General features: G+C 54.1%; 27 protein-coding genes and 1 tRNA gene. 13 read left to right on the plus strand and 15 right to left on the minus strand.

Annotation, left to right across the window (positions count from 1 at the left end):
• Window position 1: 1 nt before the first annotated feature.
• From murA to E8D52_12660, 5 genes are all read right to left on the minus strand, one after another.
• Window positions 2–1,270 carry a UDP-N-acetylglucosamine 1-carboxyvinyltransferase gene (murA, locus tag E8D52_12640; protein TKB67416.1) on the minus strand — a complete coding sequence of 423 codons (1,269 nt, stop codon included), beginning with the start codon at window positions 1,268–1,270 and terminating at the stop codon, window positions 2–4.
• A gap of 9 nt (window positions 1,271–1,279) precedes the next feature.
• Entirely contained in the window at window positions 1,280–2,173 is an 894-nt protein-coding gene (gene prmC / locus E8D52_12645) for a peptide chain release factor N(5)-glutamine methyltransferase (protein TKB67417.1), read from the minus strand.
• Complete coding sequence (gene prfA, locus E8D52_12650; protein TKB67418.1) at window positions 2,170–3,252, minus strand: peptide chain release factor 1; 1,083 nt, start codon at window positions 3,250–3,252, stop codon at window positions 2,170–2,172. Before prfA ends, prmC begins: the two co-directional genes overlap by 4 nt.
• Window positions 3,253–3,349: 97 nt before the next feature.
• Window positions 3,350–3,556: a 50S ribosomal protein L31 gene (rpmE, locus tag E8D52_12655; protein TKB67419.1), complete on the minus strand. Its 207-nt coding sequence runs from the start codon at window positions 3,554–3,556 to the stop codon at window positions 3,350–3,352.
• A 96-nt stretch (window positions 3,557–3,652) separates the two neighbouring features.
• Window positions 3,653–4,900, minus strand: coding sequence for a transcription termination factor Rho (locus E8D52_12660; GenBank protein ID TKB67540.1), 1,248 nt, complete (start codon window positions 4,898–4,900; stop codon window positions 3,653–3,655).
• A 542-nt stretch (window positions 4,901–5,442) separates the two neighbouring features.
• On the opposite strand from E8D52_12660, the gene E8D52_12665 reads away from it, so the two are divergent.
• The 11 genes from E8D52_12665 to E8D52_12715 all read left to right on the plus strand — a co-directional run bounded on the left by E8D52_12665 (window position 5,443) and on the right by E8D52_12715 (window position 13,546).
• Window positions 5,443–5,859 carry a DUF2203 family protein gene (locus E8D52_12665; GenBank protein TKB67420.1) on the plus strand — a complete coding sequence of 139 codons (417 nt, stop codon included), beginning with the start codon at window positions 5,443–5,445 and terminating at the stop codon, window positions 5,857–5,859.
• A gap of 61 nt (window positions 5,860–5,920) precedes the next feature.
• Window positions 5,921–6,202 carry a hypothetical protein gene (locus tag E8D52_12670; GenBank protein TKB67421.1) on the plus strand — a complete coding sequence of 94 codons (282 nt, stop codon included), beginning with the start codon at window positions 5,921–5,923 and terminating at the stop codon, window positions 6,200–6,202.
• Window positions 6,203–6,278: 76 nt separating this feature from the next.
• Complete coding sequence (locus E8D52_12675) at window positions 6,279–7,544, plus strand: hypothetical protein (protein ID TKB67422.1); 1,266 nt, start codon at window positions 6,279–6,281, stop codon at window positions 7,542–7,544.
• Between the two features lie 372 nt (window positions 7,545–7,916).
• A complete protein-coding gene (locus tag E8D52_12680; protein ID TKB67423.1) occupies window positions 7,917–8,552 on the plus strand; it encodes a carbon monoxide dehydrogenase in 636 nt (211 codons plus the stop codon).
• Window positions 8,553–8,608: 56 nt separating this feature from the next.
• Entirely contained in the window at window positions 8,609–9,820 is a 1,212-nt protein-coding gene (locus E8D52_12685; protein TKB67424.1) for a ferredoxin oxidoreductase, read from the plus strand.
• A 54-nt stretch (window positions 9,821–9,874) separates the two neighbouring features.
• Window positions 9,875–10,783, plus strand: coding sequence for a ferredoxin oxidoreductase (locus E8D52_12690; GenBank protein ID TKB67425.1), 909 nt, complete (start codon window positions 9,875–9,877; stop codon window positions 10,781–10,783).
• 17 nt (window positions 10,784–10,800) lie between these two features.
• Window positions 10,801–11,508, plus strand: a complete 708-nt coding sequence (locus tag E8D52_12695; GenBank protein ID TKB67426.1) for a ferredoxin oxidoreductase — start codon at window positions 10,801–10,803, stop codon at window positions 11,506–11,508.
• A gap of 23 nt (window positions 11,509–11,531) precedes the next feature.
• Complete coding sequence (locus tag E8D52_12700; protein ID TKB67427.1) at window positions 11,532–11,810, plus strand: pyruvate ferredoxin oxidoreductase; 279 nt, start codon at window positions 11,532–11,534, stop codon at window positions 11,808–11,810.
• A 75-nt stretch (window positions 11,811–11,885) separates the two neighbouring features.
• A complete protein-coding gene (locus tag E8D52_12705) occupies window positions 11,886–12,155 on the plus strand; it encodes a hypothetical protein (GenBank protein ID TKB67428.1) in 270 nt (89 codons plus the stop codon).
• A gap of 63 nt (window positions 12,156–12,218) precedes the next feature.
• A tRNA-Asn gene (locus E8D52_12710) sits at window positions 12,219–12,294 on the plus strand.
• Window positions 12,295–12,541: 247 nt separating this feature from the next.
• Window positions 12,542–13,546: an alpha/beta fold hydrolase gene (locus E8D52_12715; GenBank protein TKB67429.1), complete on the plus strand. Its 1,005-nt coding sequence runs from the start codon at window positions 12,542–12,544 to the stop codon at window positions 13,544–13,546.
• Between the two features lie 38 nt (window positions 13,547–13,584).
• Here the strand turns inward: E8D52_12715 and E8D52_12720 are convergent, their stop codons facing one another.
• From E8D52_12720 to E8D52_12765, 10 genes are all read right to left on the minus strand, one after another.
• Window positions 13,585–14,043, minus strand: a complete 459-nt coding sequence (locus E8D52_12720; GenBank protein ID TKB67430.1) for a hypothetical protein — start codon at window positions 14,041–14,043, stop codon at window positions 13,585–13,587.
• A 103-nt stretch (window positions 14,044–14,146) separates the two neighbouring features.
• Complete coding sequence (locus E8D52_12725; protein TKB67431.1) at window positions 14,147–15,634, minus strand: hypothetical protein; 1,488 nt, start codon at window positions 15,632–15,634, stop codon at window positions 14,147–14,149.
• 4 nt (window positions 15,635–15,638) lie between these two features.
• Window positions 15,639–16,448 carry a hypothetical protein gene (locus E8D52_12730; protein TKB67432.1) on the minus strand — a complete coding sequence of 270 codons (810 nt, stop codon included), beginning with the start codon at window positions 16,446–16,448 and terminating at the stop codon, window positions 15,639–15,641.
• Window positions 16,441–17,214: a proteasome subunit alpha gene (locus E8D52_12735; GenBank protein ID TKB67433.1), complete on the minus strand. Its 774-nt coding sequence runs from the start codon at window positions 17,212–17,214 to the stop codon at window positions 16,441–16,443. Before E8D52_12735 ends, E8D52_12730 begins: the two co-directional genes overlap by 8 nt.
• Window positions 17,215–17,296: 82 nt before the next feature.
• Window positions 17,297–17,491, minus strand: a complete 195-nt coding sequence (locus E8D52_12740) for a ubiquitin-like protein UBact (GenBank protein TKB67434.1) — start codon at window positions 17,489–17,491, stop codon at window positions 17,297–17,299.
• A complete protein-coding gene (locus E8D52_12745) occupies window positions 17,488–19,014 on the minus strand; it encodes a peptidase (protein TKB67435.1) in 1,527 nt (508 codons plus the stop codon). Before E8D52_12745 ends, E8D52_12740 begins: the two co-directional genes overlap by 4 nt.
• An 86-nt stretch (window positions 19,015–19,100) precedes the next feature.
• Window positions 19,101–20,837, minus strand: a complete 1,737-nt coding sequence (locus E8D52_12750) for an AAA family ATPase (GenBank protein TKB67436.1) — start codon at window positions 20,835–20,837, stop codon at window positions 19,101–19,103.
• A 65-nt stretch (window positions 20,838–20,902) separates the two neighbouring features.
• Window positions 20,903–21,982 (minus strand): trypsin-like serine protease, encoded by a 1,080-nt coding sequence (locus tag E8D52_12755; GenBank protein ID TKB67437.1) that lies wholly within the window; start codon window positions 21,980–21,982, stop codon window positions 20,903–20,905.
• 31 nt (window positions 21,983–22,013) lie between these two features.
• Entirely contained in the window at window positions 22,014–22,436 is a 423-nt protein-coding gene (locus E8D52_12760) for a YjbQ family protein (protein TKB67438.1), read from the minus strand.
• A complete protein-coding gene (locus tag E8D52_12765) occupies window positions 22,433–23,251 on the minus strand; it encodes a hypothetical protein (protein TKB67439.1) in 819 nt (272 codons plus the stop codon). Before E8D52_12765 ends, E8D52_12760 begins: the two co-directional genes overlap by 4 nt.
• Before the next feature lie 216 nt (window positions 23,252–23,467).
• Between E8D52_12765 and E8D52_12770 the strand changes: the two genes are divergently transcribed.
• Window positions 23,468–24,109, plus strand: a complete 642-nt coding sequence (locus E8D52_12770; protein TKB67440.1) for a hypothetical protein — start codon at window positions 23,468–23,470, stop codon at window positions 24,107–24,109.
• A complete protein-coding gene (locus tag E8D52_12775; protein ID TKB67441.1) occupies window positions 24,106–24,534 on the plus strand; it encodes an HIT family protein in 429 nt (142 codons plus the stop codon). The genes E8D52_12770 and E8D52_12775 overlap by 4 nt, the downstream gene beginning before the upstream one ends.
• Window positions 24,535–24,559: the final 25 nt, after the last annotated feature.

Below are 24,559 nucleotides of genomic sequence, written 5' to 3' on the forward strand. Positions count from 1 at the left end.
CCTAGTGTATCTTCGTCGACGACTTTTGGCGCTGAACCTCAGCCCCCAATGCACCTAATTTTTCTTCAATTCTCTCGTATCCCCGATCAAGATGGTACACCCGTTGGACGTGCGTCACTCCCTCGGCCGCCAGCCCAGCGACGATCAACCCGGCACTCGCTCGAAGATCTGACGCCATGACTGGCGCGCCAGTCAGCTGCTTGCGTCCCGTCACCACCAACCGGTTCCCTTCAACGCGGATATTGGCTCCCATCCGCCGCAGCTCCTCGACATGCATGAACCGGCTTTCAAACACCGTTTCAGTCACGACACTCGTGCCTTCGGCGAGACTCAGCAACGCAACCATTTGAGCCTGCATATCGGTGGGAAAACCTGGGAAGGGCAACGTCCTAATATCAGTGCCTCGTAATGTGCCAGGCATGGTCAGACGCACATGATCGTTGCCTTCCTGCACGTCGGCCCCTGCCTCACGCAACTTCATCAGCACCGCCTCAAGATGACCCGGACGGCAATGTGTCACAATGACATCCCCTTGGGTCACGGCTGCTGCCGCCAAGTATGTGCCAGCCTCGATACGATCAGGAATGACGTCATGATCCCCACCATGAAGTTTTCGCACTCCCTCAATCACGATCTCATCGGTTCCCGCTCCTCGAATTCTCGCGCCGCGTTTGACGAGAAATTCGGCCAGGTCCACGATTTCTGGCTCCTTGGCCGCATTTTCTAGCGTCGTCACTCCCTCGGCCAATGTCGCCGCCATCATGAGATTTTCAGTGCCGGTGACGGTCGGCGTATCACAGTAGATCCGCGCACCTCTCAATCGTTTTGCTCTCGCCGTGATATAGCCGTGCTCAATGGAAATGTCAGCCCCTAATTTTGCCAATCCCGCTAAATGAAGGTTCACTGGCCTGGATCCGATCGCACAGCCCCCAGGAAGGGACACTTTGGCCTCCCCCCAACGGGCAACCAACGGACCAAGGACCAATACCGACGCCCGCATCGTCTTCACAAGATCGTAGGGAGCTTCAGTTGATTCAATGGCATTGACCTGGATGACCGCCCGATTGCCCTCATGGGATACCTTGGCTCCGAGAATCCCTAAGAGCTTTCCCATCGTGAGCACATCCACGACCCTTGGAAGATTGGTGATGACGCACTCCCCGCCTCCCAGAATGGTCGAGGCCAAGATCGGAAGAGCGGAATTTTTTGCGCCGCTAATGCGAACGTCTCCGGCGAGTCTCTTGCCGCCTCTGATAAGAATCTCATCCATACCGTGATCCTAGCCTACCCGCCGCGCGATCATCACCCGTTCGATACCGGCCTCATCCTTGATGGTCTGAAGTCCTGTGTAGCCCCCTGCATGTTCTGCCGCCAGTCGCACAATTGGAGCTTGCCCCTGACCAAGCTCCATGACGAGCAATCCACCAGGCACGAGAAATTGCCGTGCATCGTGGAGCAATCGTTCATGGAACTCTGTTCCGCTCTGTCCAGCCACCAACGCTAACCGCGGTTCAAAATCTCGGACCTCTGGTTGCAGACCGGCCCAGACCTCTTCGGCGATGTACGGGGGATTAGACACGATCGCATCCACGGCTCCGATTAACTGGCATTCGTGCAAGGGAAACAATAGATCCCCTTCCTTCCAAGTAATTTTATCGCTGACGCTGTGTCTCTCCGCATTACTCTTGGCAACCGTCAACGCTTCCCCGGAGCAGTCCAGGGCAAAAATTCGCATGCCGCTCAGGATGGTCGCCAAGGTCACCGCCACACATCCGGACCCAGTTCCCACATCAACCACTACCGCACCTTCTGCAAACCTGCCCTCCCTGAGAGTCTCCTGAACAAGGAGTTCGGTCTCAGGCCGAGGAATCAACACCGCCGGGTTCACATCAAAGTCGAGACCGCAAAATTCCTGTGTGCCAAGAATATACTGGAGGGGTTCGCATGCCATCCGCCTCGATACGACTGATTCGGCACGAGCGAGTCCTTCAGCTGACACCGCTTGGTCTCTCCGACTCGCCAACTCGTGATGTTTCAGTCCAAATGCGTAGGCCAATAACCAGATCGCTTCTTGAGACGTATTGGTCGATCCAGCTCTTTCCAAAGCACGTTGAGCCCACGTGAGCACCATGCCAATCGTCTTTGGATCTGCGGTAATGGGGACGACCATCATGACACGTTGGCGGTTTCGGCCTGCTGTTGTTGTGCCTTCAGCGCTTGAACAAATTCATCCAAGTCGCCTTCCATAACCAGCTCAAGCTTGTGCAACGTCACCCCGACTCGATGGTCGGTGACACGGTTCTGAGGAAAGTTGTAGGTGCGAATCTTCTCGCTCCGCTCGCCCGTTCCGACCTGGGATTTCCGGTTTTTGGCGATCTCCGCTTCGTGTTTTTCCCGCTCGGCTTCCACAATGCGCGCGCGCAAGGTCCGCATGGCTTTCGTGCGATTCTTCAGCTGCGAACGCTCGTCCTGACAACTCACCACGACTCCGGTGGGAATATGGGTGATGCGCACGGCTGATTTCGTTGTATTGACACTCTGGCCACCGGCGCCAGAGGAGCAGAACGTGTCGATCCGGAGGTCTCCTGGATCGATCTTCACATCGATTTCATCCACTTCCGGCATGACCGCCACAGTGATAGTAGAAGTATGGATCCGGCCCGCCGCTTCCGTCACCGGCACCCGCTGCACACGATGCACGCCGGCTTCGTACTTGAAGTGGCTATAGGCCCCCTTGCCTTCGATCAGCACCGTGATGTTCTTATATCCTCCGACACCATTCTCTGCCGCCTCGACCGTATCGACCTTGAAGCCTTTCTTCTCCGCATATCTGATATACGAACGGAATAACTCCCCGGCGAACAACCCCGCTTCGTCTCCACCGGTGCCGGCCCGAATTTCCAGAAGCAGACTTTTTTCATCCCGTGGATCTTTCGGAATCAAGAGCTCCTTGACCTGCTCTTCCATGACTTCCTGTTGCTTCCGCAACTCGACGGTTTCGTCAGAGGCCATCTTGTGCATGTCACTGCCGGCTGATGGATCTGCCAGAATCTGCGCGGCTTCTTCCAGCTGGCGAGCATTGCTACGATAGACTTCGAACAACTGAGCCGCCGGCTCAAGATCGACACGTTCCTTGCTGAGCTTATGAAGCTGCGCTGGCTGACTGACGACAGAGGGATCCATGAGCTGATCGATCAACTCTTGAAATCGTGACGCCACGAATTCCCATTTCTTGAGTAACGCGGCTTCCATCGTGGTCGGTCCTCAGATGCACGACTAATCCAGGCCGAAAAACAAAGGGACCCTGCTCCAGGCGAAGCAGGGTCCCTTCATATGACACGTAGAGTGGCTACTTGTCCTTCTTCGCGTACTTCTTTTTGAACCGCTCAACGCGTCCTTCAGTATCGATAATCTTTTGTGTACCGGTGAAGAACGGATGACAATTGGAGCAGATATCAACACTGATATCACCAATAGTGGTACGGGTCTTAAACGAATTTCCGCAGGCGCAGTGAACCGTTGCCTCGCGGTATAGCGGATGAATACCCTTCTGCATGACCTACAACTCCTTACCCAAGAATGACAAACATGCGTGGTTTCTTCCCAAGGGCCAATACTTTAACCGAAGGAAGCTTAAGAAACAAGCACCACATTATCGATTCATCGATTGCAGAAACTCCTGATTGGTCTTGGTCCCGCCGATCTTATCCATGAGGAACTCCATGGCTTCCATCGTCCCCAACGGACTAAGCACCTTCCGGAGGATCCACATCTTGTTAAGGCGATCTTTATCCACCAACAGTTCTTCTTTCCTCGTACCGGACTGACTGATATCGATCGCTGGAAACAGGCGCTTGTCCGCCAAGCGCCGATCCAAATGAACCTCCATATTACCGGTCCCTTTGAACTCTTCAAAGATGACGTCGTCCATACGACTACCGGTATCGACCAGCGCCGTTGCCATAATGGTGAGGCTCCCGCCGTTCTCAATATTGCGGGCCGCTCCAAAGAAACGTTTTGGCCGCTGCAGCGCGTTGGAATCCAAACCGCCAGAAAGCACCTTGCCGCTGGGCGGCGCAATGGTGTTATAGGCCCGGGCGAGACGGGTGATACTGTCCAACAGGATGACGACGTCCTTCTTGTGTTCGACAAGCCGCTTTGCTTTCTCCAGGACCATTTCCGCCACCTGGGCATGTCGCTGCGCCGGTTCATCAAACGTCGAACTGATAACCTCTGCCTTCACCTGCCGCTGCCAGTCGGTCACTTCTTCCGGTCGTTCGTCAATCAACAACACGATGAGTGTGACTTCTTTGTGATTCCTGATAATGGCCCGAGCGATCGCTTGGAGAAGCATCGTCTTACCAGTACGCGGAGCCGCCACGATCAGCCCTCGCTGGCCTTTTCCGATCGGAGTAGTCAAATCCATGACGCGGGTACAATACTCTTCTCGGTCGAACTCCAGATTGAGTCGTTCTTCGGGGTACAACGGAGTGAGGTTATCGAAGAGAATCTTATCGCGCGACACCTCGGGGTCTTCATAGTTGACCTTCTCAACCTTGAGCAAGGCAAAATACCGTTCACTCTCTTTCGGGGGACGGATCTGACCCGACACAATGTCGCCGGTACGAAGGTTGAACCGGCGGATCTGTGACGGGGAGATATAAATGTCGTCGGGACCCGGCAGATAATTTGAGTCCGGCGCGCGGAGAAAGCCGAATCCATCAGGAAGAGTCTCTAGCACCCCTTCCCCAAAGACCACACCGTTTTTCTCAGTCTGAGCTTGGAGGATCGCAAAGATCAGTTCCTGCTTTCTCAGATTGGTGGCCCCTTCGATCTTCAGTTCACGCGCCACGTCATTCAGGTCGGCGATGGACTTCTGTTTCAGTTCTGCAAGATGCATTACTTCCCCCCTATCTACTGACATAGAACTCCTCTCAAGCCGTGGGTTTGTTATTCTCCAGAATACACTCGAACTGATTTGGTCATCCGAAACGTGCTTTTATCGTAGCAATGAGCTTATTTAGGTCTTGGTCTGTTTGGGTTGGAATTGCTTGCGGAAGATTCGTTGTCCGCTTCTTTACTGAGTTGTCTCTTGTTATGAACTGCAGGGATTACGGCCACCTCTAAAACTCTCCGAGGTCTACAGCTCAAGCAGGATCTTTGATGGGCTCACTTACGTTACGTCACGCTCGCTGCTAGATTTGATTCGGGACAGGTTCAGGATTTGAATTCTTCGGTGGAGAGAATCAGCCCAGCCTTAGATGATGAGGCGATGATACCCAGGCATCGACCGGTTGTCAACTAGCATCCAGAATTTTGTTTTCTCTACAATTATGCGAACAATCCTTCCTAGTTAATGTCGCTCACAGGTTGTTCCATGAATTTAAAGTGTGTTACACAGGAGAATCTCGAATCTAACATCGATGAGACAGCGAGTACGACATGGCGCGTGACGAAAACGAAACTAGCCCGGGCCGCGTATTTTCACTCCTGGAAGCCAATCAGCTTATCCCTCAGCTCCAGTTGCATCTGTCAACCGTGCGAGAAGGTAAAACCGTCTTGATGCGAACTCGCGAGGAGGCGAGCAAAGCATCGGCCAATGCATGTTTCGGCGGTGGGACACCAGCAGGCGTATCCTACGTGAAAAGCCTTCAGGACATCAGTGCCAACCTCCATGCCATCCATGAGCTGGGAGTCACTGTAAAAGACATCGATCTTGGGCTGTGCGACTTCCCACACATCCGTGACGGTCGAGTCGTCTACTTATGTTGGAAACTTGGCGAGAAAGAAATCCGCTGGTGGCACGAAGTCACATCCGGATACGACGATCGTTGTCCCATCGAAGACGATCCTGCCTAGTCCCATACCTCCTTAACAGGGATCGGCACACAACACTGAAGCGCACAGCAGTTTATACGGTATGAAATTCGTCATCATCGGCTACGATAGCCCACAAGGGGAAGCTAAGCGAAAAATCCATCGGTCCGCCCACTTAGCTAACCTCGAACCGCTGGATAGGCAAGGGCGAATCATTCTCGCAGGCCCTCTGACAGATAAAACTGGGAGCCTTCTGGTGCTAGAATTTGAGACGCAGGAGGAAGCTGAAAACTTCGCCCATCATGACCCCTATACGGTTTACGGTGTCTTTGAACGAGTTGAAATTCACCCGTTCCTGCAGGTTTTCCCAAAATCCCCCTCGTAAACTTCCGTCACTCCTTGGATTTAGCCTCCTCTTTCGAAGCATTGTCCGATACTACCCAGAGCGGTATAGTTCTCTTATGAATAGTCGACGTGTATTAAGAATTCTTCCCGTCGTCGCCTTCTTCCTTCTCCTCCATCAACAGGCAAGTGCTTCAGAAACCATGGTAGTCACCGAGGGGCGTTATGTAATGGGAGATGGCGATACTCTCGCAAGAGCTGAAGAACAGGTCCTCCGATTGGCTCAGCGCCGAGCGGTTGAAGAGGCCGGACTGTATATCGAGTCTACCTTTCACGATATCGAAAAATCCTCTCCCGGCAAAAGCTTCCAATCCAGCTCATTGGAGATTCGTACTATTGCGGCCGCGATAACAAAAACCGAACTCCTGGAATCTCGGCGTTCCATCGAAAATGATCGACCAAGCTTCTATATCCGAATCCGCGCAGTCGTCGACCTCGACAATCTTCAAGCAGCCGTTCGACGATGGCAATCCGAAGAGCGACTCGCTGAACATTTCCGTCGACTGCAGAACGAGAATGCAGAACTCAAGGCCCAGCTCCATGAGTTACGAACCGCTCCGAGGGGCGTGCGAACTCTCACCCTTGAGCCGCTCAGCCACACAAAAAGTCGAGAGCAGGCTCGGATATTGGTCGAAAGATCGTTTCTGGCTCATCACCTTCCCCAGAAACTCGATCTAGCCTCACGGGCGGCTGCTCTAGACCCTCAGTCTGTGGAACCCTTGATTGTGCGTGGGCAAACGTATTTACGGCTCGCCTCTGCGGCCTACGCCAACAAATCTAGACAGAGTGAGTACTCCGAATATATCGACAGTGCCCGAATGGATTTCGATCGAGCCATTCTCATTGATCCAAAGAATACCTGGGCCCTTCTTGGCCAAGGAGACGTCAACACATGGTTACAGCGGCCCATCGAGGCAGCCCACGCATTCGAGCAAGTACTTGAGTTAGACCCTTTTTTTGATTTAGCACGTCATCGTCTCATCAATCTGTATACCGCCGAGGCTCGCAAATTGGTCTCCCTCAAGCAATTGTCGCCCGCCCTTACCGTCCTGCAAAAGTGCTTACCCCCACAAACGCCTGAGAGTTGGACTCCATATCAAAAGGAGGCCTATTTGCTCAGGAGCGAAATCTACAAGAACCTGAACCTGCCCGCCCAAGCAATTGACGACCTTAGTGCGATCCTGCGAACCGATCCCACTGATAGACAGGCCTTGCTCGCAAGAGCGGCGCTTTACCAGGAAGGACTACAAGGGCGTGCTGCAAAAGACGATCTTGAACATGCGTGCATGCTCGGAGCAACAGTCGCCTGCGAACAGCTTCCGTAGTCATCACGCTTCGCACTCCCACGCCAGGCTTGACTGCAGCCAAGCTGCGCGCGCATCACCTCAGCATTTCGCCAGCCATCTCATATAACCTGACCCTACACGCTCATTTGACAATCCAAAAGGGCGACACCTATAATGGATTGGGTTTTGTTCATCGGCCCTTGAGCAGCTTCCCCTAACACGCACACGAAGAGCAAATGGCCTACACTACCTGCTCAATAGTGACCCAAAATCTCTTTGAGTTGGGTCTTCTGTGACCTTGAACACGAGTAGGAAAACAGCTTAGAGTAGTAAAAGAAAACTAAAAGTATTTTTTTAAAAGAAACAAACGCTTCTTCCATTAACTATAATTTTCATGGAGTGTAGCTTGTGATGAGTGACTATCGTGTGCTTCCAGGGCCAGAACACTTTCTGCCGCCAGCTGCTGCCAGTATGGGGATTTGCTTGCCAAATCCTGGAGAAGCCCATATTAATGGTGTGATCGCTCCAGAAGAAAAGGCTTATGAGGAAGCGGCGCGTCAATTCTTAATGGCGAAGGTACCAACAATTTTCCCAGGGCCCCTCGTATTGTGGGCCTGGAACGAAAAGGCCGCTAAGAAAGCCACCGCCGTTCGACATCTTTTTAATACGCTTGTCGAATGCGTTCAGCCTGGGCAAAAACCAATGCTGATCCCTATGCCTGACTACCGTCCCAAATACCCAAAGATTAACCCTGAAGTCGAGATTAATCCAAACCATCCAAATTTGACAATCTGGCACAACAGAATCGACTGCTGCATGTTTATCGGAGTGCATTGTCATCAAGCCAACCTATCCCTGAAGATCATTCGCGGAGGCACTTCTTGCTATACGATCGCAATGTGTGCACAAGCCGGGCATGAAGATGCAATGCTATCATTTCGGGATGCGTCGGTTGAGAAGATCATGAAGTTGGCCGATACGGTCAAGCGATTGAAAGGAACCGTCCAACCACGGCTAGAATCAGCTAGAAATGGGGTTTCAAGTTAACGACCTGAGACCGTTCGGGCCTGTAAATTCGGGCCTGTAAAAAGGAGGCTGGATCCATGGCGGATATACACTCAGTCATCGGCACAAAAAATAAAAAAGGTCAGACCTATACAGACACGTGGAAATTGATGAACGAGGCTCCGCGGACCCCATCGTTCTTTACGGGCTCCGAGGTCATCAAGGAAGCGCTTCGCCGAGCCAGCTGCGATGTGATGATCGCCTATCCCATCACACCACAGAGTGAAGCCGCCGCATTGATCGGCGAACTATTCGCTGAAGGCTATATCGGAGACTATTTCCGTGGTGAGAGTGAATTTGCCGTTATGTCGCAGTGCGCCGGTGCTGCGTTTGGTGGAGCCCGTGTATTTACGACGACTGCGGGACCTGGCACGATGCGTGCGATGGAAAACTTCCCAATGTGGTCTGGCGCAAGATTGCCGATCCAAATGATCGTCACTTGCCGCGGTATTAACTCACCTCTCTCGATTCAGCCAGACACGCTTGAGATTGCCTATTTACTGAATACCGGCATGTTGGTGTGGCATGCAGAAACGGCTCAGGACTTCTTTGATTGGATTTTAAAGGGCTATATGGTCTCCGAGGAGCCGGATGTGCACCTTCCGCTTGCACTGTGCTGCGACGGATTCTTCGTGACACATACGAAGGACGTCGTCAATCTCACACCGGCCGACATGTGCTTGCCACCATACGATCCCTATCGCTCACCGGTGCCCTGCATGGACATGGAATGTCCACCAGTGCGCATGATGCGCGATCCATTCGTGATGAAGAGTAACTACATCAGCTATGCAACCCACGCGTCCTGGCAGCAAGAAATCTGGGCCGCGGTAGAGCGCTCGCGCAAGCATTCAATCCACTGGCTGAACGGCCTCATCGACACAGAGAACACTGACGCGGAAATCATAATCGTGGCATCCGGCACTGCCGTTTCGCAGGGCCGCGAAGCGATCCGCCTCTTGGAAGATGAAGGGGTGCGCTGCGGACTTGTCAAGGTGAAGACATTACGTCCCTGGCCGGAAGAGGAAATCCGAGAAGCAACGAAGAACGCTAAGCACATCTTCGTTCCGGAATTCAATGTGACCGGCTGGCTGGCAAAAGAGATTAAGGCGACGATTCCTAATCCTGAACGAGTACATGCAGGACCCCGTGTCTGCGGAGGCATGACGATGCCGCCGGAAATCATCGTGTCCGAAATTAAAACAGCCCTGGGGATGAAGACTTTCTCCTTGGCCGGTCGTGGAAGCTGAGTTGTACTGACTTCAAACCTATGTCGTTCTTATGAGCGATATTGAGGAGGCGATATGAGCAAAGAGCGTATACAAATATCCGAAGACTTATACGATATCATGCCACCGGATTATCAAGACCTCGTAAAAAGTGCCACATACGGCAAGGAAGATAGAGGTTGGAAAGATATAGGCACATCAAAGGAACTGATTGAGCAACACTCACTCTGCGCTGGCTGTCCTGAGTCAATGGCCTTCCGATACATATTGGCATCTCTCCCGAATCCAGAGGATACGGTCATGGTCGGATCAACTGGTTGTACCAGCCTGGTATTCCCAATGGTGGCGGTTCATAACATCCACTCATTGTTCGGCAACCAGAACGCCATCGCATCAGGCCTCAAACGTGCCTTGAGTGTCCGCTTCCCCGGTCGTGTGAAGGATGTCGTTGTCCTTGCTGGTGATGGTGCAACTGTTGACATCGGATTGGATATGACGCTGCAGGCTTGGTTCCGGCAGGAGAAGTTCACAACAATTTGTTTTGACAACGAACTGTATGCCAATACAGGCGGCCAGGAAAGTGGATTGATGCAAAAGGGCTTTGTGGCCAAGATGGCACCAGTCGGAAAATTATTCGATAAGGTGCGGTTGCCTGAAATTGCTCGTGAATCCGGCTGCCATTACGTGATCAACTGCACGGTCAGCAAGCCGTCACTGGTCGAGAAGGTCATCCGCAATGCCGTCCATATTGCCCGTGAAATTGGCCCAACTTATCTCCAGCTCTACACGCCATGCATTCTTGAAATCGGCAAGAACAGCATGGAAGGCCTTCAGGAAATGCGTGATTCTGAAAAGCCAACCGAGCGTTTCGCCTACAAGGAATACATCAGTGAGCCAGCCAAACAATTGCTGGCTGAATTAGCAGCAAAGGATAAGGAACGGAAAGCAGCCGCCAAACAGCTGGCAGGACAAGCATCAGCATAGTCAGACCGGAGGCAGACATGATTAAGAGACGATTGAATATCCGGATGTCAGGCTTGGGCGGACAGGGTGCGGTCACCGCAGCACATGTCTTGGCCATGGCTGCCAACCGGGACGGAAAATTCTCCATCTCCAACCCGTTCTTCGGCGCCGAGAAGCGCATGGCGCCAGCGGAAAGTTATTGCCGCATTGGCATCGAGAGAATCTATGACCGCGGCGAGTTAGTATTTCCCGATGTCATCCAGGTTTTTCATCCACAAGTCATCACTATGGGCAAAAGCTACACCATGCCCTTCTATTCCGGCGTGAAAGAAGGCGGCCTCGTGGTGATCAACTCTGATCAAGAGCTTCTATCGAACGATGATATTGAACGGCTCAAGGATCTGAACGTAAAGGTATTTTACATTGCAGGAACCGAACTCGCGATTGAGGTGGCCGGCACTGAGTTATCAACGAACATGTCGATGATCGGATCGGTTGCGGGCATCACCAAGTGCGTCTCAATGGAAGCTCTGGATGGCGCCTTACAGGAACGGTTCGGGAAGAAGTTCGTCGCCTCCGGTGGAACCGCCTCCTTGGATGAAGCGATCAAGAAGAAATTCGCCAAGAAAGAAATGTTGCTGGCCAAGAACCTGGCAACCGTGAAGGCTGCTTATGATATCGCCACCGCGTGGGCCGAGAAGAATCAGTATGAGCTGCGAGTCGGCAATCCTGCCGTGGCGGCTTAACGAGAGAGAAGGAACCAGCTCGCATGTATAACGTAGCTCAAGTTATTGATGAAAAATGCGTAGCCAAAAAGGGATGTCGGCTCTGCATCATGTATTGCCCGGAGGCCAACACCCTTGATCTCAATTCGAGCAAGATGGTGGCCGAAGTGATCATCGACCGCTGTAAGGGCTGTGAACTCTGTGTGATCGTCTGTGATGCAGCCAAGCACAATGCCATTACCATGCAGGCCGTCAGTGCCACCGGACAGCTCATGTCTAATAAAGGTGAGTCTGCGGCTTTGGGACAAGCGTATCAGGGATAGTTCGTCACGGGCTAAACTTCTCAAAACCCCATGGCGTTCGCGCTATGGGGTTTTTCTTTAGGCACGAGGTAACTGATGGAACACGAGGACAATATGATCGATGCGCTGCTCGGCGAGATTTCCGGCTTGATCACCCAATACCCCAAAGCCATCGAACGGCAGGCGGCGATCATTCAAGCGACAGGCAAAGACCCTGAGCTTGTGGACAAGCTAATCAAAGCGGCAGACACAATGCGTGATAGCGGTAACCTCTATCTGACATGGGCTAAACATTACGCTGCTGTCGCTAAAGGCAACACAGACGCTTCTTCCGACGAAGACGAGACCGAAGATTTCGACGTCTAAAAAATCTCCCTATTCCTGGAAAAGTTTTGCTAAAATACAACTCGCGTTGACTCAAATCTCTGTTCCCCGGTAGCTCAGTTGGTAGAGCAGCCGGCTGTTAACCGGCTGGTCGCAGGTTCGAGTCCTGCCCGGGGAGCCACAACACTTCTCTTATCCAGATCTCCCCTCTTTCCTCATCGGGCTAAGGAAAGTTTTGATCTCATGGTTTGAGCAGATCGAGACAGTTTTCAATCACTCAACCAAGATCTCACGGGGCCACCCTCTGCATGATTCCTCCGTGACAATAATCGTATGGTTTTGCATTGAATGTTTTTCCTGTTAAGTCTTAGACTTGCACCGCACAGCCATCAGGAGCCCCTTCAAGTTCTCCGCATCGCATACTCGACATGACAACCAATTCCAACAAACTTGATATCGCCTCGTCATTTCAGCCTCCGATCCCCCTCCGGAATGCTCATCTCATGACTCTTGTCCCTCGCTACATGCCCCGGGACACATCCTTAATGGGATTGCCACAGGAGACTCGGTTCTTTCCTGTTGAGCCACAAACACAGCTTCAGGGATTCTGTCATTGGCAAGACGATCGTATGGCGTCTCCCACAGCAGTCCTGGTTCACGGCCTTGAAGGCTCCAGCGAATCTCGGTATATGCGCGGCATTGCGGCCAAGGCCTATCGAGCTGGCTTTAACGTCATTCGCATGAATCAACGAACATGTGGTGGAACCGAGCATCTCACTCCGACTCTGTATAACAGCGGCTTGAGTGGAGACTACCGCACGATCATCAATGAACTAGCACGCCGAGATGGACTCGACCGCATATGGCTGATCGGGTATTCCATGGGTGGGAATCTCGTCCTGAAAGCGGGAGGCGAGCTGGGCCAAACCCAGCCCGCCCTCGCCGGAGTGGCAGCAGTATGCCCAAATATCAATCCAGCCGTTTGCGCTCGTGCATTGGAGAAGCCTCGCAACTTCATCTATCATCGCCACTTTTTGACTCGCTTGAAGTTGAGGTTGCGGAAAAAGGCGGCGCTATTGCCGGGGAAATGGGATCTGTCCCAACTCGATCAGATCGCCACGATCAGCGAATTTGATGATCGCTACACCGCTCACGACGGAGGCTATCGAGACGGCGCCGATTACTACAACAGAGCGGGCGCACGCCATGTGCTCGATGCCATCGCGGTCCCTACGCTCATCATTACGGCACAAGACGACCCGTTTATTCCCTACTCAATGTTTACCGTACCAACCATTCAGCGGCACCCACACATACGTGTGTCCGCACCTCGCTATGGAGGCCATTGCGGGTTTTTTCACAGAGGCCAAAATGGAGAAGACTCGTATTGGGCGGAGAACAGAATCATAGATTTTCTGCTGGGGCGGCTATGACGGACGCTGCGTCAAGCTTGTCCCCTGGAGCAGAACGCCTACGCAGCTTTGCGGAGTTTGCGAGACTCCATGGCTGCGACGAGCGGAGCACACTTCCAGACCCAGCTGAGGATGAGCCAGACACTATCGGCAACGATGGCCACAATGAAGACCCAGTTGTAAATTGCCTCGCCCACTTTCCCAAGAAACGGATCGAGCGCAAAGAGCAGCACACCGTACGCAATGGTAATTGCGAGCAGCGTCGCGCAAGGCACGACCAGCCCCTGAAACGGTACGATCCACTTCCATTCCACCGGTGGGTTTCTCGCCAACTCTCTGGCACCCAACCACCCGATCACCACTGAGCCACTGTAGCCCACGAATTGGACAAGGTCTGACGCCCGAAGTTTTCCCAGCGAGCTTTCTCGAAACAACGACATCTGTCCAAGGATCATTGCGAAGAGAAATGCTAGAACCAGAGCGACGCCATATTCCATCACCCATCGTCTAGCGCCCATAACCCAACCTCTCATGCAGCATAACCGTCCACTGTATGTGCCAAAGCTTAGCACAAGGGGATTCTGACTGAGAAATAAACAGTCATTACTGAGTCTGATCAGCTTAGACGATCACGCTGTTGAGATGTGTCCGCACATCTTCCAGATAGGTCTTAAACGGGTCCGGCATGGGAAACGGGGCGCGACCCCTCACTTGGAAGATCGACCAATTGATGACATAGGCAGGGAATAAGCCATCAGAGGCTGGAAGCTGATCCGCCACTGAAGCGGGCCGCTCACTCAGAAGATATCTAACCATCTCACTGCGGCCATAGGCACGCGTGTTTTTGGGCGCGGTGTCCATCGCGAGATCAATGAGGCGGTCCGTCGTCACACGAGGGACACGCCCCTCTTCCAATAATCCGTAATACAGCCCCTTCGCTGGATTCAGATTGTGATACTCCAAGTCTAAACTCTTCAGCATAGGATCGGTCCACTCGACATGTTCTGCTTCTCGGAAGCAGTCCAGCAACCACAGCTTGGACGCCCAATCGACACGCCCAACGAGCTTCTGATAATCGCCGCGCAGATCATGGAGCACTGATGCCCATTGGGCAAGAACCCAATCGGTCTCTTCATCCTGCCCGCTGTAATGTCGAACAGCACAGTCAAGAAACCGTTCTTGAATATCCACAGCCGACATCATCTTGTGAGACTGTAACCGGACCAGCCAGCGCCGTTCTTGATCCTGTGAAATCTCTTGAAGCGCTTCCACCGGTTCGTCGATTTCCAATTCTTGAGGCGCATGTCCCTCCTCAATCAACTGCAGCACCAGCCCGGTCGTACCGAGCTTCAATGCCGTCGCATATTCAGCCATATTGGAATCGCCCAGCAGCAGATGAATCCGTCGGTATTGATTGGGGTCCGCCAACGGTTCATCCCTCGTATTCACAATCGCCCGATTCTGCTGCACCCATTCAAAGAAATCGTTCACGATATAGTCGGCACGCTGGGAGATTTGAAAGGGCAACTCCGATATAGGCTGCGCACCGAAACCCGACCGTGGAACAAGTAACCGATCCACCTGAATCCAGGCATCCTGGAGGGGGGCGGAACCGACACGCCCAGAGCCGGTAAAAATCTGCCTGGTCACAAGAAACGTCACGAGCGGAGCCATCCCGCTCCTCGAAAAAGGAAACCGCCGGGGCACCAGATAGTTCTCATGCGAGCCAAAGGTCGCATCCGTCTCATGGTCGATGTTGTTCTTGATCAAGGACACCTGGTCACAGAACCCGAGAGCTTCGATCGTTCGCTGCAACAAGAGATCCCCAGCACGGTCCGACGCCACGACATCCATGAGGGAATGACATTCCGGTGAAGCATACTCCAAATGCCCCATGTCCAAATACATTCGTCCGGCGTTGGTCAGAAATCCCCCATTGCCTGGAGGCTCATCATGCCCCCGATGGTGCAAATCCAGCACGCCGCGCCGCTGAACCTGAAAGAGATGGTCACGAATCTTATGCGCAAACCACGTCGGAGAATGGTCCGGTCGATCCTCGTGGATCAAGAGTCCGTATTCAGTCTCTAAACCGAAGATACGATTCAACATGCTATTACGCGAGTGATGGGCTCAGCTCATTGGGGAGCAGTGTTTTCAGTTCATCAACCCCAAGGGCTCGATACTTGGAGGGGCCTTGCACATGGCGATCAAGTAAGGCACATTCGATCGTCTTTTCAGCAATACATTGCCGCAGATAGGCATAGAGTGTCTCAGAGTCCGTCGCCTGCTGATCAGGACCAGTCCCCGCCTCATCATGGCCTTCTCCCTCGTCCAGGGCGCGTCGCTGCGCTCGATCACCGACCGCCCACGTGCGAATCGATGCACCTACAGTGTCCGCAAGAGACGCAAGAGACTGCTCTCGGAGATATCCAGCCATCTTCTGCTCGACCGCTGACGTCGCGGCAAGCACTGCATACTGGCTCTTTTCCTCAAATGTTCCGTCGTAGTTGATCGTCAAGAACCCGTCTTTCCCGGCTTTCTGTCCGAGCTCTGCCAGTAAGATTTTCACGATAAAAGGGGCTTTGAACACCTCTTCGAACGCCTGTTTGATTGCCGGCGCCATCCCGTACTTCACCAGACGTCCTCCAGTCACATCGGAAGCGGAGCGATTGAATCCTTCGACGTGAGCCATCTCCAACAGATTGAAGCGCAGCTTCTCGAGATCAGCCGGGTGCCCCATCCCACCCAAGGCGAGACGATCGTAAATCTCATAGAGCTTGGGAGTGCCCTTGCTCATTGTCATGAGCAGAATACCGCGCTCACACGTAACTCCAACAACAGGGGCTCCCTCCTTAAACTGTTCGTCGAGATAGGTCCGACGATTGCCGACCGCTTCAACCCATTTATATGGCTCTTCATACATGGCGACTAACCTTTGTCTCGAAGAGAGGCTTCAATTGCGCGTCCGGCATCGTGCGCACACCGGAAGCAGTAATGAATTTGATCACCGGATAGAGACCAGCTTCTCGGTTGACTCCTCCGGTCGCGCTATCGAATTCTGCGGCACTCGTCAACAGTCGTAATGCCTGAACAGTTGCCTGCTCTTCCGGCATCGCGCTCAGCGGCTGTTCACCCCATGTATTCACGTAATGTAGGATTCCGCGAATGGTCGGTGAACCAGACCCGGATACTGCATAGTCCGCTCCTTCGAACTCCGCACCGAGAATGTCGTAAAAATAAATCTTTGCCGATTCCTGCTCCAAGTCGTACCCGGCAAAGATCGGCACCACAGCACCCGTACCCGCCAGCGCCGCCGGGACGTTGTCTTTCAGCAACTTTGAGAGAGCCCTGAGTTTACCCTCAAAACTGAGTTCCTGAAGCTGTGTCCGCCGAAAATACTTGAACGAATGTTCAAGTATGCGCGCCATTTCATACGCGGTCGCTGGCACTCCGGCAATTGCCATGACACTATGTCGATCGATCTCCAACACCTTGTCAGTGCGGTCGTACATCACCATATTGCCGGCTGTCGCACGCCGGTCCCCGGCAACCAACACCCCATCCAGGTACTTGAACGCAAGGATCGTCGTAGCTGTGGTCAGTTCCTGTCCTCGCGCCGCCTGGCTCGGCACGCCAAACACATGCCCTTGTTCTTTCAACAGCTGATAGAAATCGCTCTGCATACCCATATGTCACTCCGCTCCAGTAGGGAGGCAATGGTGAGGAGAACTTTCTCCCCATTCTTATGCCTCCCGCCTCACCCCTCAGGTCCTATTCGCCCGTCCGCTGCTTATACCGTTCTGCCTGCTTGGGATCGACCTTGCGCATCCGTTTCATAAGGCTATCCTTCTCGGGCGATCCCGTATCGGGCCGTCGCGGCCCGCCGCCTTCTTCCAGCGGACTTGGCGACTTCGGCATAGGATCAACTGGCCCCTCACGTCGTTCCGGCATCATACTGTGTGTCATGCCTCACCATCCTTCCTGTGTCGCCACGTTGCCAGCGCATCAGCCGGTGAATGGGCACATTGGAAAACACCCATGCATCGTCGGACTTCTTGCGGATCAAAGAGATCTCCCATGTCCAGACTATGTGCGCGTAACCTTCCCACGAACTGAATCTGTTCCCATTGCATCGATTGAATCTGATCAGGAAAACGCTGTACGCAAAGTCCGCGCAACCCACCACGGGTATCGCTTGGGCCGTTCCGAATCGCCTCGTCAATTGCCTCGTCGGTCGTCATCCGCCAAGCTTTCCCCTCGGCTTCCAATCCCAGGTACAGCCCTTGTTCGGGGTTGATATTGTGATACTCCAAGTCCAAGCTGGCCAACCAGGGATCGTCCCAGCCGATCCGCTCTTCTCGCAGAAACGTCTCGAGTAACCACTGTTTCGTGACCCAATCCAGCTTTCCCACTAACTGTGAACGGTCTTGTGACAACAGACCCAAGGTATTACTCCACTCATTCAATAGCCAATCCGACTCTTCGTCTGATCCGGCTAACTCGCGGCGTGCCGCCTCACAGTACTGCGCTTGAAGCTCCACAGCAGAAAGCCGGCGTCCGTCTTTGAGACGAACCACTGCTTTCAGGTCCGGATCGCGCGACAACTGTTTCACGGCAGCCACCGGCTGATCCAGCTCGATGTGAGGCATAGCCCCTCGCTCGATGAGATCGAGCACAAGCCTGGTCGTCCCGACCTTAAGCGCCGTTGCATACTCGCACATGTTGGCATCGCCGATGATGAGATGGAGCCTCCGATATTTTATCCGATCCGCATGAGGCTCATCTCTGGTATTGAGAATCGGTCGGTTGTGCATCGTATCGACGCCCAACTCAGCCTCCATAAAGTCGGCGCGTTGAGAGAGCTGATACCACCCTGGGACATGTCCGGACTCCTGGGCTTCAGTCCCGACCTTTCCTGCGCCGGCGATGACTTGTCGGCTCACCAAGAACGGCATCAAGCCTGCAACGAGATCCGGAAAGGGAACGGCCCGCGAGACGAGATAGTTGTCGTGACAGCCATAGCTGTGGCCATGGAAATCTGTGTTGTTTTTGTACAGCCGGAGATGCGGGCCACCGAGCGCCCGATTGCGTCGCTCGGCGGCGCGTAGGACGATACGTTCCCCCGCGCGGTCCTGAGCCAGCAGGTCTCGAAGTGTTCGGCACTCAGGCGTCGAATATTCCGGATGCGTGTGATCGTTGTAGAAGCGGGCGCCGTTCGGCAACACCAGATCACTCTTCATGTCATGGAATGAAAAGGGGCGATGGGTATCGCGTTGTGCGAACTCATCTTCCTCTCGATCCTGCTGCAAGCCCGAGGCACGAAAGCCGCGAACGTCCTCATGGGGATCCTCACCCGCATAGTCCCAACGCCGCTCAAAGGAAGCATCCAGATGGGCCCGCACCAATTCCATCGACTCGACGACCGGATCCACCTCCGGTACGTCATCGCGCGTAATCCCGTATTCGGTTTCAATGCCAAAAAGACGCATAATCGTCAGCTGACATCCTTACAAGCAACAGGCTGACAGGCGCACATCGCCTGCATCTTGCCAGCTTGTTCCCTATCAGCCTCTCCTCAAATGATCTGATTCACGAGGCGTTCTTCGGTCTGACGCCCCCGCCGGAACGACGAAACCCCAATAACCTGTTCCGGGTGATGATCCAGCAGTTTCAGCCACTCCTCCGCCGCATCGTCCGGCGGCAACATGTCACCCTCTCGAAATTCTGCTGAGACGGAATCCAAGAAGTCTTTGGGTTGCAAGCCAGACGGCTGCCCCGACTGAACCGTACGGTCGATCGCCTTTTCCTTGGCACGCTGAACAATCGACGCCAAGATGGCTCCGCTCACCAGATCACCACGGTAGAGCACCTTGTTTTGCCCGCTCCTGAGCCTGATCGACAGCAGCCGATTATCCTCCGTTCGACGAAAGATGGATTCGATGATGTCCTCAACAAGCGAGGCCACCGCTCGCACCTGCTCACCGCCTCGTTCCTGGACCAACGCAGGATCCAGCGGCAGATCAGATGTTAAATAGACCCTCATAATCTCAGCTGCGGCATCCCTATTCGGTCGGCTGACTTTGATTTTCCGATCAATGCGGCCTGGGCGCAGCACCGCCGGATCAATCAAGTCGGGGCGGTTAGAAGCCAAGATGATGACGACGTCATGCAGCGACTCGATCCCATCCATTTCGCTGCAGAACATTGGCACGAGCGTGTTCGAGATATTGAAGGAACGCATGGCGCGGCGCGTTCCCAAAATCGACTCCGCTTCGTCGATGAAGATAAACGGCAACGCGCCGTCCCGGCGTCTTGCCCTCGCTTGCTCGAAGAGGTCACGAACCATCCGTTCCGATTCCCCCAGCCACATGTTGAGGATTTCAGGCCCCTTTACATGCAGGAATGCTCCGCCTGTCACCGGCGGACGCGTGTCCCCATCGGGTTGGTGCTCTGGCTTGGATTCGCTGACCAGCTTGGCCAAGCTACCAGCGGCTGCTTGCCCGATAAGGGTCTTCCCGCATCCGGGCGGCCCGTAGAGAAGAAAACCTTTGGGTTGGGAAAACTTGAACCGCTCAAAGGTCTTGGCATGAAGCAGTGGATACTCAATCGCCTTCCGAATAGCAGCGATTGCCTCATTCTGTCCACCAATCTGCTCCCAAGTAATGTTCGGGGTTTCGTCTAGGACATGTCGACTTGCTTTGCGATCGCCCAATTTCTCGATCGCCACACGGTGGCTAGGATCGATGCGGATCTCATCACCTGTCTTGAGCTCCACGCCGACGAGATCGGTCGACCGCTGTAGAATCAATGATTGTCGGCCCATCTCCTGTTCAAACCGCAACCGTCCATCAGGCATAGCCTCGGCCAGTTTCAAGATCGGCCCATTCTGATCGTACCCGAGCGTCTTGATCACTGCGTAGGCTTCATTGACCAGAATCTGAGTTCCGATCTTCAGATCAGTATCGGAAACGCGGGGGTCCACGTTGGCATAGTACTCAGCCCCACCGACGACGATGCGGGCGAGTCCCGTACCTGGAATATCCAGCAAGATGCCGATTCGATTGGCCGGTGCCGTCAGTTTGGCAACGACCTCGCCGACTTTCTTGAATTCCAGTTCACGTTGCTGATGGGCAGCTTGAGACAGCGTCACCGCATGGCGCAGCTTATACAAAAGCTTCTGGCGAGCATCCCCCTCAGGAAATGAGGACAGACATTGCTCAATCAACTCAAGCGGATCGGTGTCTGTCTTCAGTGCCGGCTCATCGCTCCGATTGTTGGATTCATCCTGTTTAGGAGCTCTACGATCACCCATGAAAGATCCTCCATAAAGACGGCACGGATGATCCTATCATACGCATGCATTGAATTACCGTTGCACTAATTGACAGGCTGGAGGACCACCGAAACCTTCTCACGCCGATTTCCACGCAAAATCTCCACACTCACCTGCTCACCAACTTTGTGCGCTTCCATCACATCCATCAGGTCATCAATGGTGGCTACGGGCTTTCCGGCGGCTGAGACAATGATGTCACCAAGTTGGACCTGCCCCATCATGGTTTCACGCGCTCCCTTGAGCCCCGCACGATCGGCGGCACCGCCGCGCGTTACCTTGCCGATGATGACCCCCTTAATCCCCCATCGCTTCGCCATCGCGTCCGGCACGAGCGAGACGCCCAACCCTGGACGGATGAGCTTACCGTGCTTGATGAGCTCCGGAACGATGCGGTTCACCGTATCCACGGGAACGGCGAACCCAATCCCGGCGTAGGCCCCGCTTGGACTCACGATTTGCGTATTCACGCCGATCAATCGACCAGCTCCATCCAGAAGCGGGCCGCCTGAATTGCCGGGATTGATCGCCGCATCGGTCTGGATCACACCTTCAATCGTCCGATTCGACATGGATTTGATGGTCCGTCCCAACGCACTCACGACTCCCGTCGTCAAGGTATGATCGAGCCCGAACGGATTCCCGATGGCCAACACCTTTTGCCCCACCCGCAGATCATGCGAGGAACCAATCGCCAGCGGCTCCGCATGACCGTCAGGCACCTGAATTTGCAACACGGCCAGATCGTGATCGGGATCGGCGCCGACCAATCTCGCCTCGTATTCATTCCGATCGGCCAATCTGACCTTGATCGAGCTAGCCCCATAGATCACATGAAAATTGGTGACGATATGGCCCTGTTTACTCCATATAAAACCAGACCCCGACCCCTGCGGCACTTCCATGACATCCAGAGACCAGATATCTTGCTGTATCGCCGTGTTGGCAATGAACACAACAGACTTGGTCGCCCGTTCAAACACCGTGATCGTCGCCCGCTCATCGGCACTCAGCTCAGTCGGTGGGGGCGTCACTGGACGCGGCTTCCCTTCAAGACCGTCATAGATGGCACCCAACGGCTTGCCCCACTCGGCAGCATGGGTCGACGAGCACAGCGTTGCCATAACCAGGGAAAATATCAGAGATCTGACGAAGCTATTCACCCAGGACCTGCACGACGAGTTCACGCATTCTGGCACGAGTATCGAAATCCACCAACACGATCTGTTGCCACGTGCCGAGCAGAAGCGCACCGGCGGTAAACGGAATGGTGATGGACGGCCCCTGGAGTTGCCCTCGAAGATGGCTGTGGCCGTTGTCTTCACCAGGATTGACCGTGTTGTGCTGCCATCGAGGATCAGGAGGAACGAGACGATCCCAAAACGTTTTCGTGTCTGCGCGAATCCCCGGTTCATCCTCAATAATCATGACGGCGGCGGTGGTATGTTTGACGAATACCGTCACAATTCCAGCGGTGAGGTTGGAACTGGCCAAGGCATCGGCCACGGATTTCGTGATGTTGTGGACCTGCGTACCGCCTTCCATACGGATCGTCAGGGAAACGGTGTGGACACTCATCCTTTTCTCCCACCCGTGAGGCTACGAAGGTAGCGGCGGTCGCTCCGGGTCAGCGACTCGCCTCGCGCTGCTTCCAAAATTAGATCGAACACCCCTTCTGCTGTCAACGCCCGCACCGCGCTCAAGACTTGATCGCTCAGGATGCCTTCTTGCCCTAACTTATCGAGATACGCAAAGGCGTCCGACAAGCTTTCTTTTTTCCGAGCATAATAATCACGTCCTCGGCGCTGATTGCTGTAGGCTTCAAACTGTTCGCAGGCGACAAGAATCTCCGCCAATTGCCGCACCCATACCGTCGCCTTCGCCAGCCGTTCCGGGTAGTAGTAATACAGCATCACCTGTTGCATCCAAGGTGTCCACTCGACGCCCAGTGTCTTCAACGTCGGCTTCACCACACGCAATCGCCTGGCCAGACGCCGCGCATAGCCCAACCGCATTTCGATCTGCTCGACAGCCCATGAGTCCATGGCCACGCCGGAGGCCATCAGATCCTGGCGATACAACGACACGAAGGCTTCTGTCTCCCGGCCATACATCGTCCTCGGGTGAAGGGCACGCCATTCACGAGGCCTCGTCGGAATACCCCGTTGCTTGGCCCAAGACCAAATAGTTCCAAAGAGTTGCCGATCAAGGCCGGCACGGCCCAGGTCATGCAGTAGGCAAGCAACGTGATAGAGCCGGACCCGATCGCGTGGATGTCCGAGGCGGTCGGCCACGGCCACACACATCTTCGCCGTTCGTACGGCGTGTGGCCGATCATAACCGCGGATGGTGCAGCCCGGTCGATGAGGGTGAGGATAATCATAGAGTGTCATGAGGGCCTTCGCGAGAGAACGGGAGACTTCCAGAGGTTTCCGTCGACGAGAATCAGATAGAGCCATAATTCGCAGCCAGAGCTGAACAACTGAAGAGACCGTGGCGAGAATATCGTCGGTTGAAAGGATGTGTCAAGACGACTCCGAGGGAATAGACTCGCCCAATCTCATGGACTTTGCTATGCTCAGCGACAGTACGTACGTGAGAATATTCCGATGATGAACTGGGTACGCCCCTGGTGTCTCGCCGCGGCTTCGGCCATCGCCACAGAGCCGCTGTACGGCTTCGCCGGATCACTCGACAACTTGACCGATCTGACCGGACGCGTACAAGCCATCGTAACGTTGAAAAGTCGTGACAACTTCGTCAGTGAATATCGCTACGACGTGAGTGCTAGGAACCTCTCGCCGGACGCCATTATAGGCGACTCCCTGATCATCGTGTTGGACAAGATTACCAACCTGGCCGGCGAGGATCATGAAGGTCTGACGGGAGAATCCTTTCTGAAACGATTCGACGTGCTGGACCAAGATGGTCAGACAGACGATGGGAAGCCATACTTCCGCATTCCCGCTGGGACTTCCCCCAACCTCGTTCCGCAAACCGATAGTCTGCCCACCGTGGTCCGAATCAGGAATCGGGATTACGTGGCGGTCTTCACCCCTTCATTCAAAGTGCTAGGACAGAAGCGGCCCCCTCCGGAAGCAAAGCGTGCAGAGTCCCCAATATCTCCTGCATCTCCGGCTCTCGGACCGTCGACAGCCACTAATCGTCATGCCGTCGACAAGCTGATTCAGCTGCTGATCAAAAAGGGTGTATTGACTGAAGAAGAGTGGCGCAAAGCCAATCAGCCATGAGGGACGCACCCTGCAGGGCCTGCCAAGGCACCTGGCCGAGACAAGACCATTTCATCGCAGACCTCGGATTGTCGAAGGTCTATCTCCACGATGACCAATTCTTCCCCGGATGGGCCGTCGTCGTGTTTCAACGTCATGCGACTGAGTTATTCCAACTGGCGCCCGCCGAACGTTGTCAGCTGATCGAAGAGGTCAACCGAGTAGCGGATATCTCGGCCACAGTCCACCGAGCGAAGAAGATGAATTACGAACTACTCGGGAACCAACTTCCTCATATCCATTGGCATATCATTCCCCGCCTCGCAGGCGATCCGGCCCCTCTGGAACCAGTATGGCGGGTGCCGCATAGTCCCCTGCTTCTGACTGGAACGGCGCTTCATGAAGCTATCAACCGTCTAGCGCACCCTCTTCGCCTGGCCGGATAAACCCGTTCGTCCCGCATCCCCCGCA

The organism is Nitrospira sp. (assembly GCA_005116745.1).
Classification (GTDB): Bacteria; Nitrospirota; Nitrospiria; order Nitrospirales; family Nitrospiraceae; genus Nitrospira_D.

Coding starts and splice junctions, on each gene's coding strand:
- E8D52_12735 (TKB67433.1), bottom strand. CDS start 17,214: ATGGGTATGCAGAGCGATTTCTATCAGCTGTTGAAAGAACAAGGGCAT.
- E8D52_12670 (TKB67421.1), top strand. CDS start 5,921: ATGAAATTCGTCATCATCGGCTACGATAGCCCACAAGGGGAAGCTAAG.
- E8D52_12745 (TKB67435.1), bottom strand. CDS start 19,014: ATGCGTCTTTTTGGCATTGAAACCGAATACGGGATTACGCGCGATGAC.
- E8D52_12715 (TKB67429.1), top strand. CDS start 12,542: ATGACAACCAATTCCAACAAACTTGATATCGCCTCGTCATTTCAGCCT.
- E8D52_12730 (TKB67432.1), bottom strand. CDS start 16,448: ATGTATGAAGAGCCATATAAATGGGTTGAAGCGGTCGGCAATCGTCGG.
- E8D52_12720 (TKB67430.1), bottom strand. CDS start 14,043: ATGGGCGCTAGACGATGGGTGATGGAATATGGCGTCGCTCTGGTTCTA.
- E8D52_12760 (TKB67438.1), bottom strand. CDS start 22,436: ATGAGTGTCCACACCGTTTCCCTGACGATCCGTATGGAAGGCGGTACG.
- E8D52_12755 (TKB67437.1), bottom strand. CDS start 21,982: ATGGCAACGCTGTGCTCGTCGACCCATGCTGCCGAGTGGGGCAAGCCG.
- E8D52_12775 (TKB67441.1), top strand. CDS start 24,106: ATGAGGGACGCACCCTGCAGGGCCTGCCAAGGCACCTGGCCGAGACAA.
- murA (TKB67416.1), bottom strand. CDS start 1,270: ATGGATGAGATTCTTATCAGAGGCGGCAAGAGACTCGCCGGAGACGTT.
- E8D52_12690 (TKB67425.1), top strand. CDS start 9,875: ATGAGCAAAGAGCGTATACAAATATCCGAAGACTTATACGATATCATG.
- E8D52_12660 (TKB67540.1), bottom strand. CDS start 4,900: ATGCATCTTGCAGAACTGAAACAGAAGTCCATCGCCGACCTGAATGAC.
- E8D52_12700 (TKB67427.1), top strand. CDS start 11,532: ATGTATAACGTAGCTCAAGTTATTGATGAAAAATGCGTAGCCAAAAAG.
- E8D52_12740 (TKB67434.1), bottom strand. CDS start 17,491: ATGACACACAGTATGATGCCGGAACGACGTGAGGGGCCAGTTGATCCT.
- E8D52_12685 (TKB67424.1), top strand. CDS start 8,609: ATGGCGGATATACACTCAGTCATCGGCACAAAAAATAAAAAAGGTCAG.
- prmC (TKB67417.1), bottom strand. CDS start 2,173: ATGATGGTCGTCCCCATTACCGCAGATCCAAAGACGATTGGCATGGTG.
- E8D52_12725 (TKB67431.1), bottom strand. CDS start 15,634: ATGTTGAATCGTATCTTCGGTTTAGAGACTGAATACGGACTCTTGATC.
- E8D52_12665 (TKB67420.1), top strand. CDS start 5,443: ATGGCGCGTGACGAAAACGAAACTAGCCCGGGCCGCGTATTTTCACTC.
- E8D52_12765 (TKB67439.1), bottom strand. CDS start 23,251: ATGACACTCTATGATTATCCTCACCCTCATCGACCGGGCTGCACCATC.
- E8D52_12675 (TKB67422.1), top strand. CDS start 6,279: ATGAATAGTCGACGTGTATTAAGAATTCTTCCCGTCGTCGCCTTCTTC.
- E8D52_12705 (TKB67428.1), top strand. CDS start 11,886: ATGGAACACGAGGACAATATGATCGATGCGCTGCTCGGCGAGATTTCC.
- prfA (TKB67418.1), bottom strand. CDS start 3,252: ATGGAAGCCGCGTTACTCAAGAAATGGGAATTCGTGGCGTCACGATTT.
- E8D52_12680 (TKB67423.1), top strand. CDS start 7,917: ATGAGTGACTATCGTGTGCTTCCAGGGCCAGAACACTTTCTGCCGCCA.
- E8D52_12750 (TKB67436.1), bottom strand. CDS start 20,837: ATGGGTGATCGTAGAGCTCCTAAACAGGATGAATCCAACAATCGGAGC.
- E8D52_12695 (TKB67426.1), top strand. CDS start 10,801: ATGATTAAGAGACGATTGAATATCCGGATGTCAGGCTTGGGCGGACAG.
- rpmE (TKB67419.1), bottom strand. CDS start 3,556: ATGCAGAAGGGTATTCATCCGCTATACCGCGAGGCAACGGTTCACTGC.
- E8D52_12770 (TKB67440.1), top strand. CDS start 23,468: ATGATGAACTGGGTACGCCCCTGGTGTCTCGCCGCGGCTTCGGCCATC.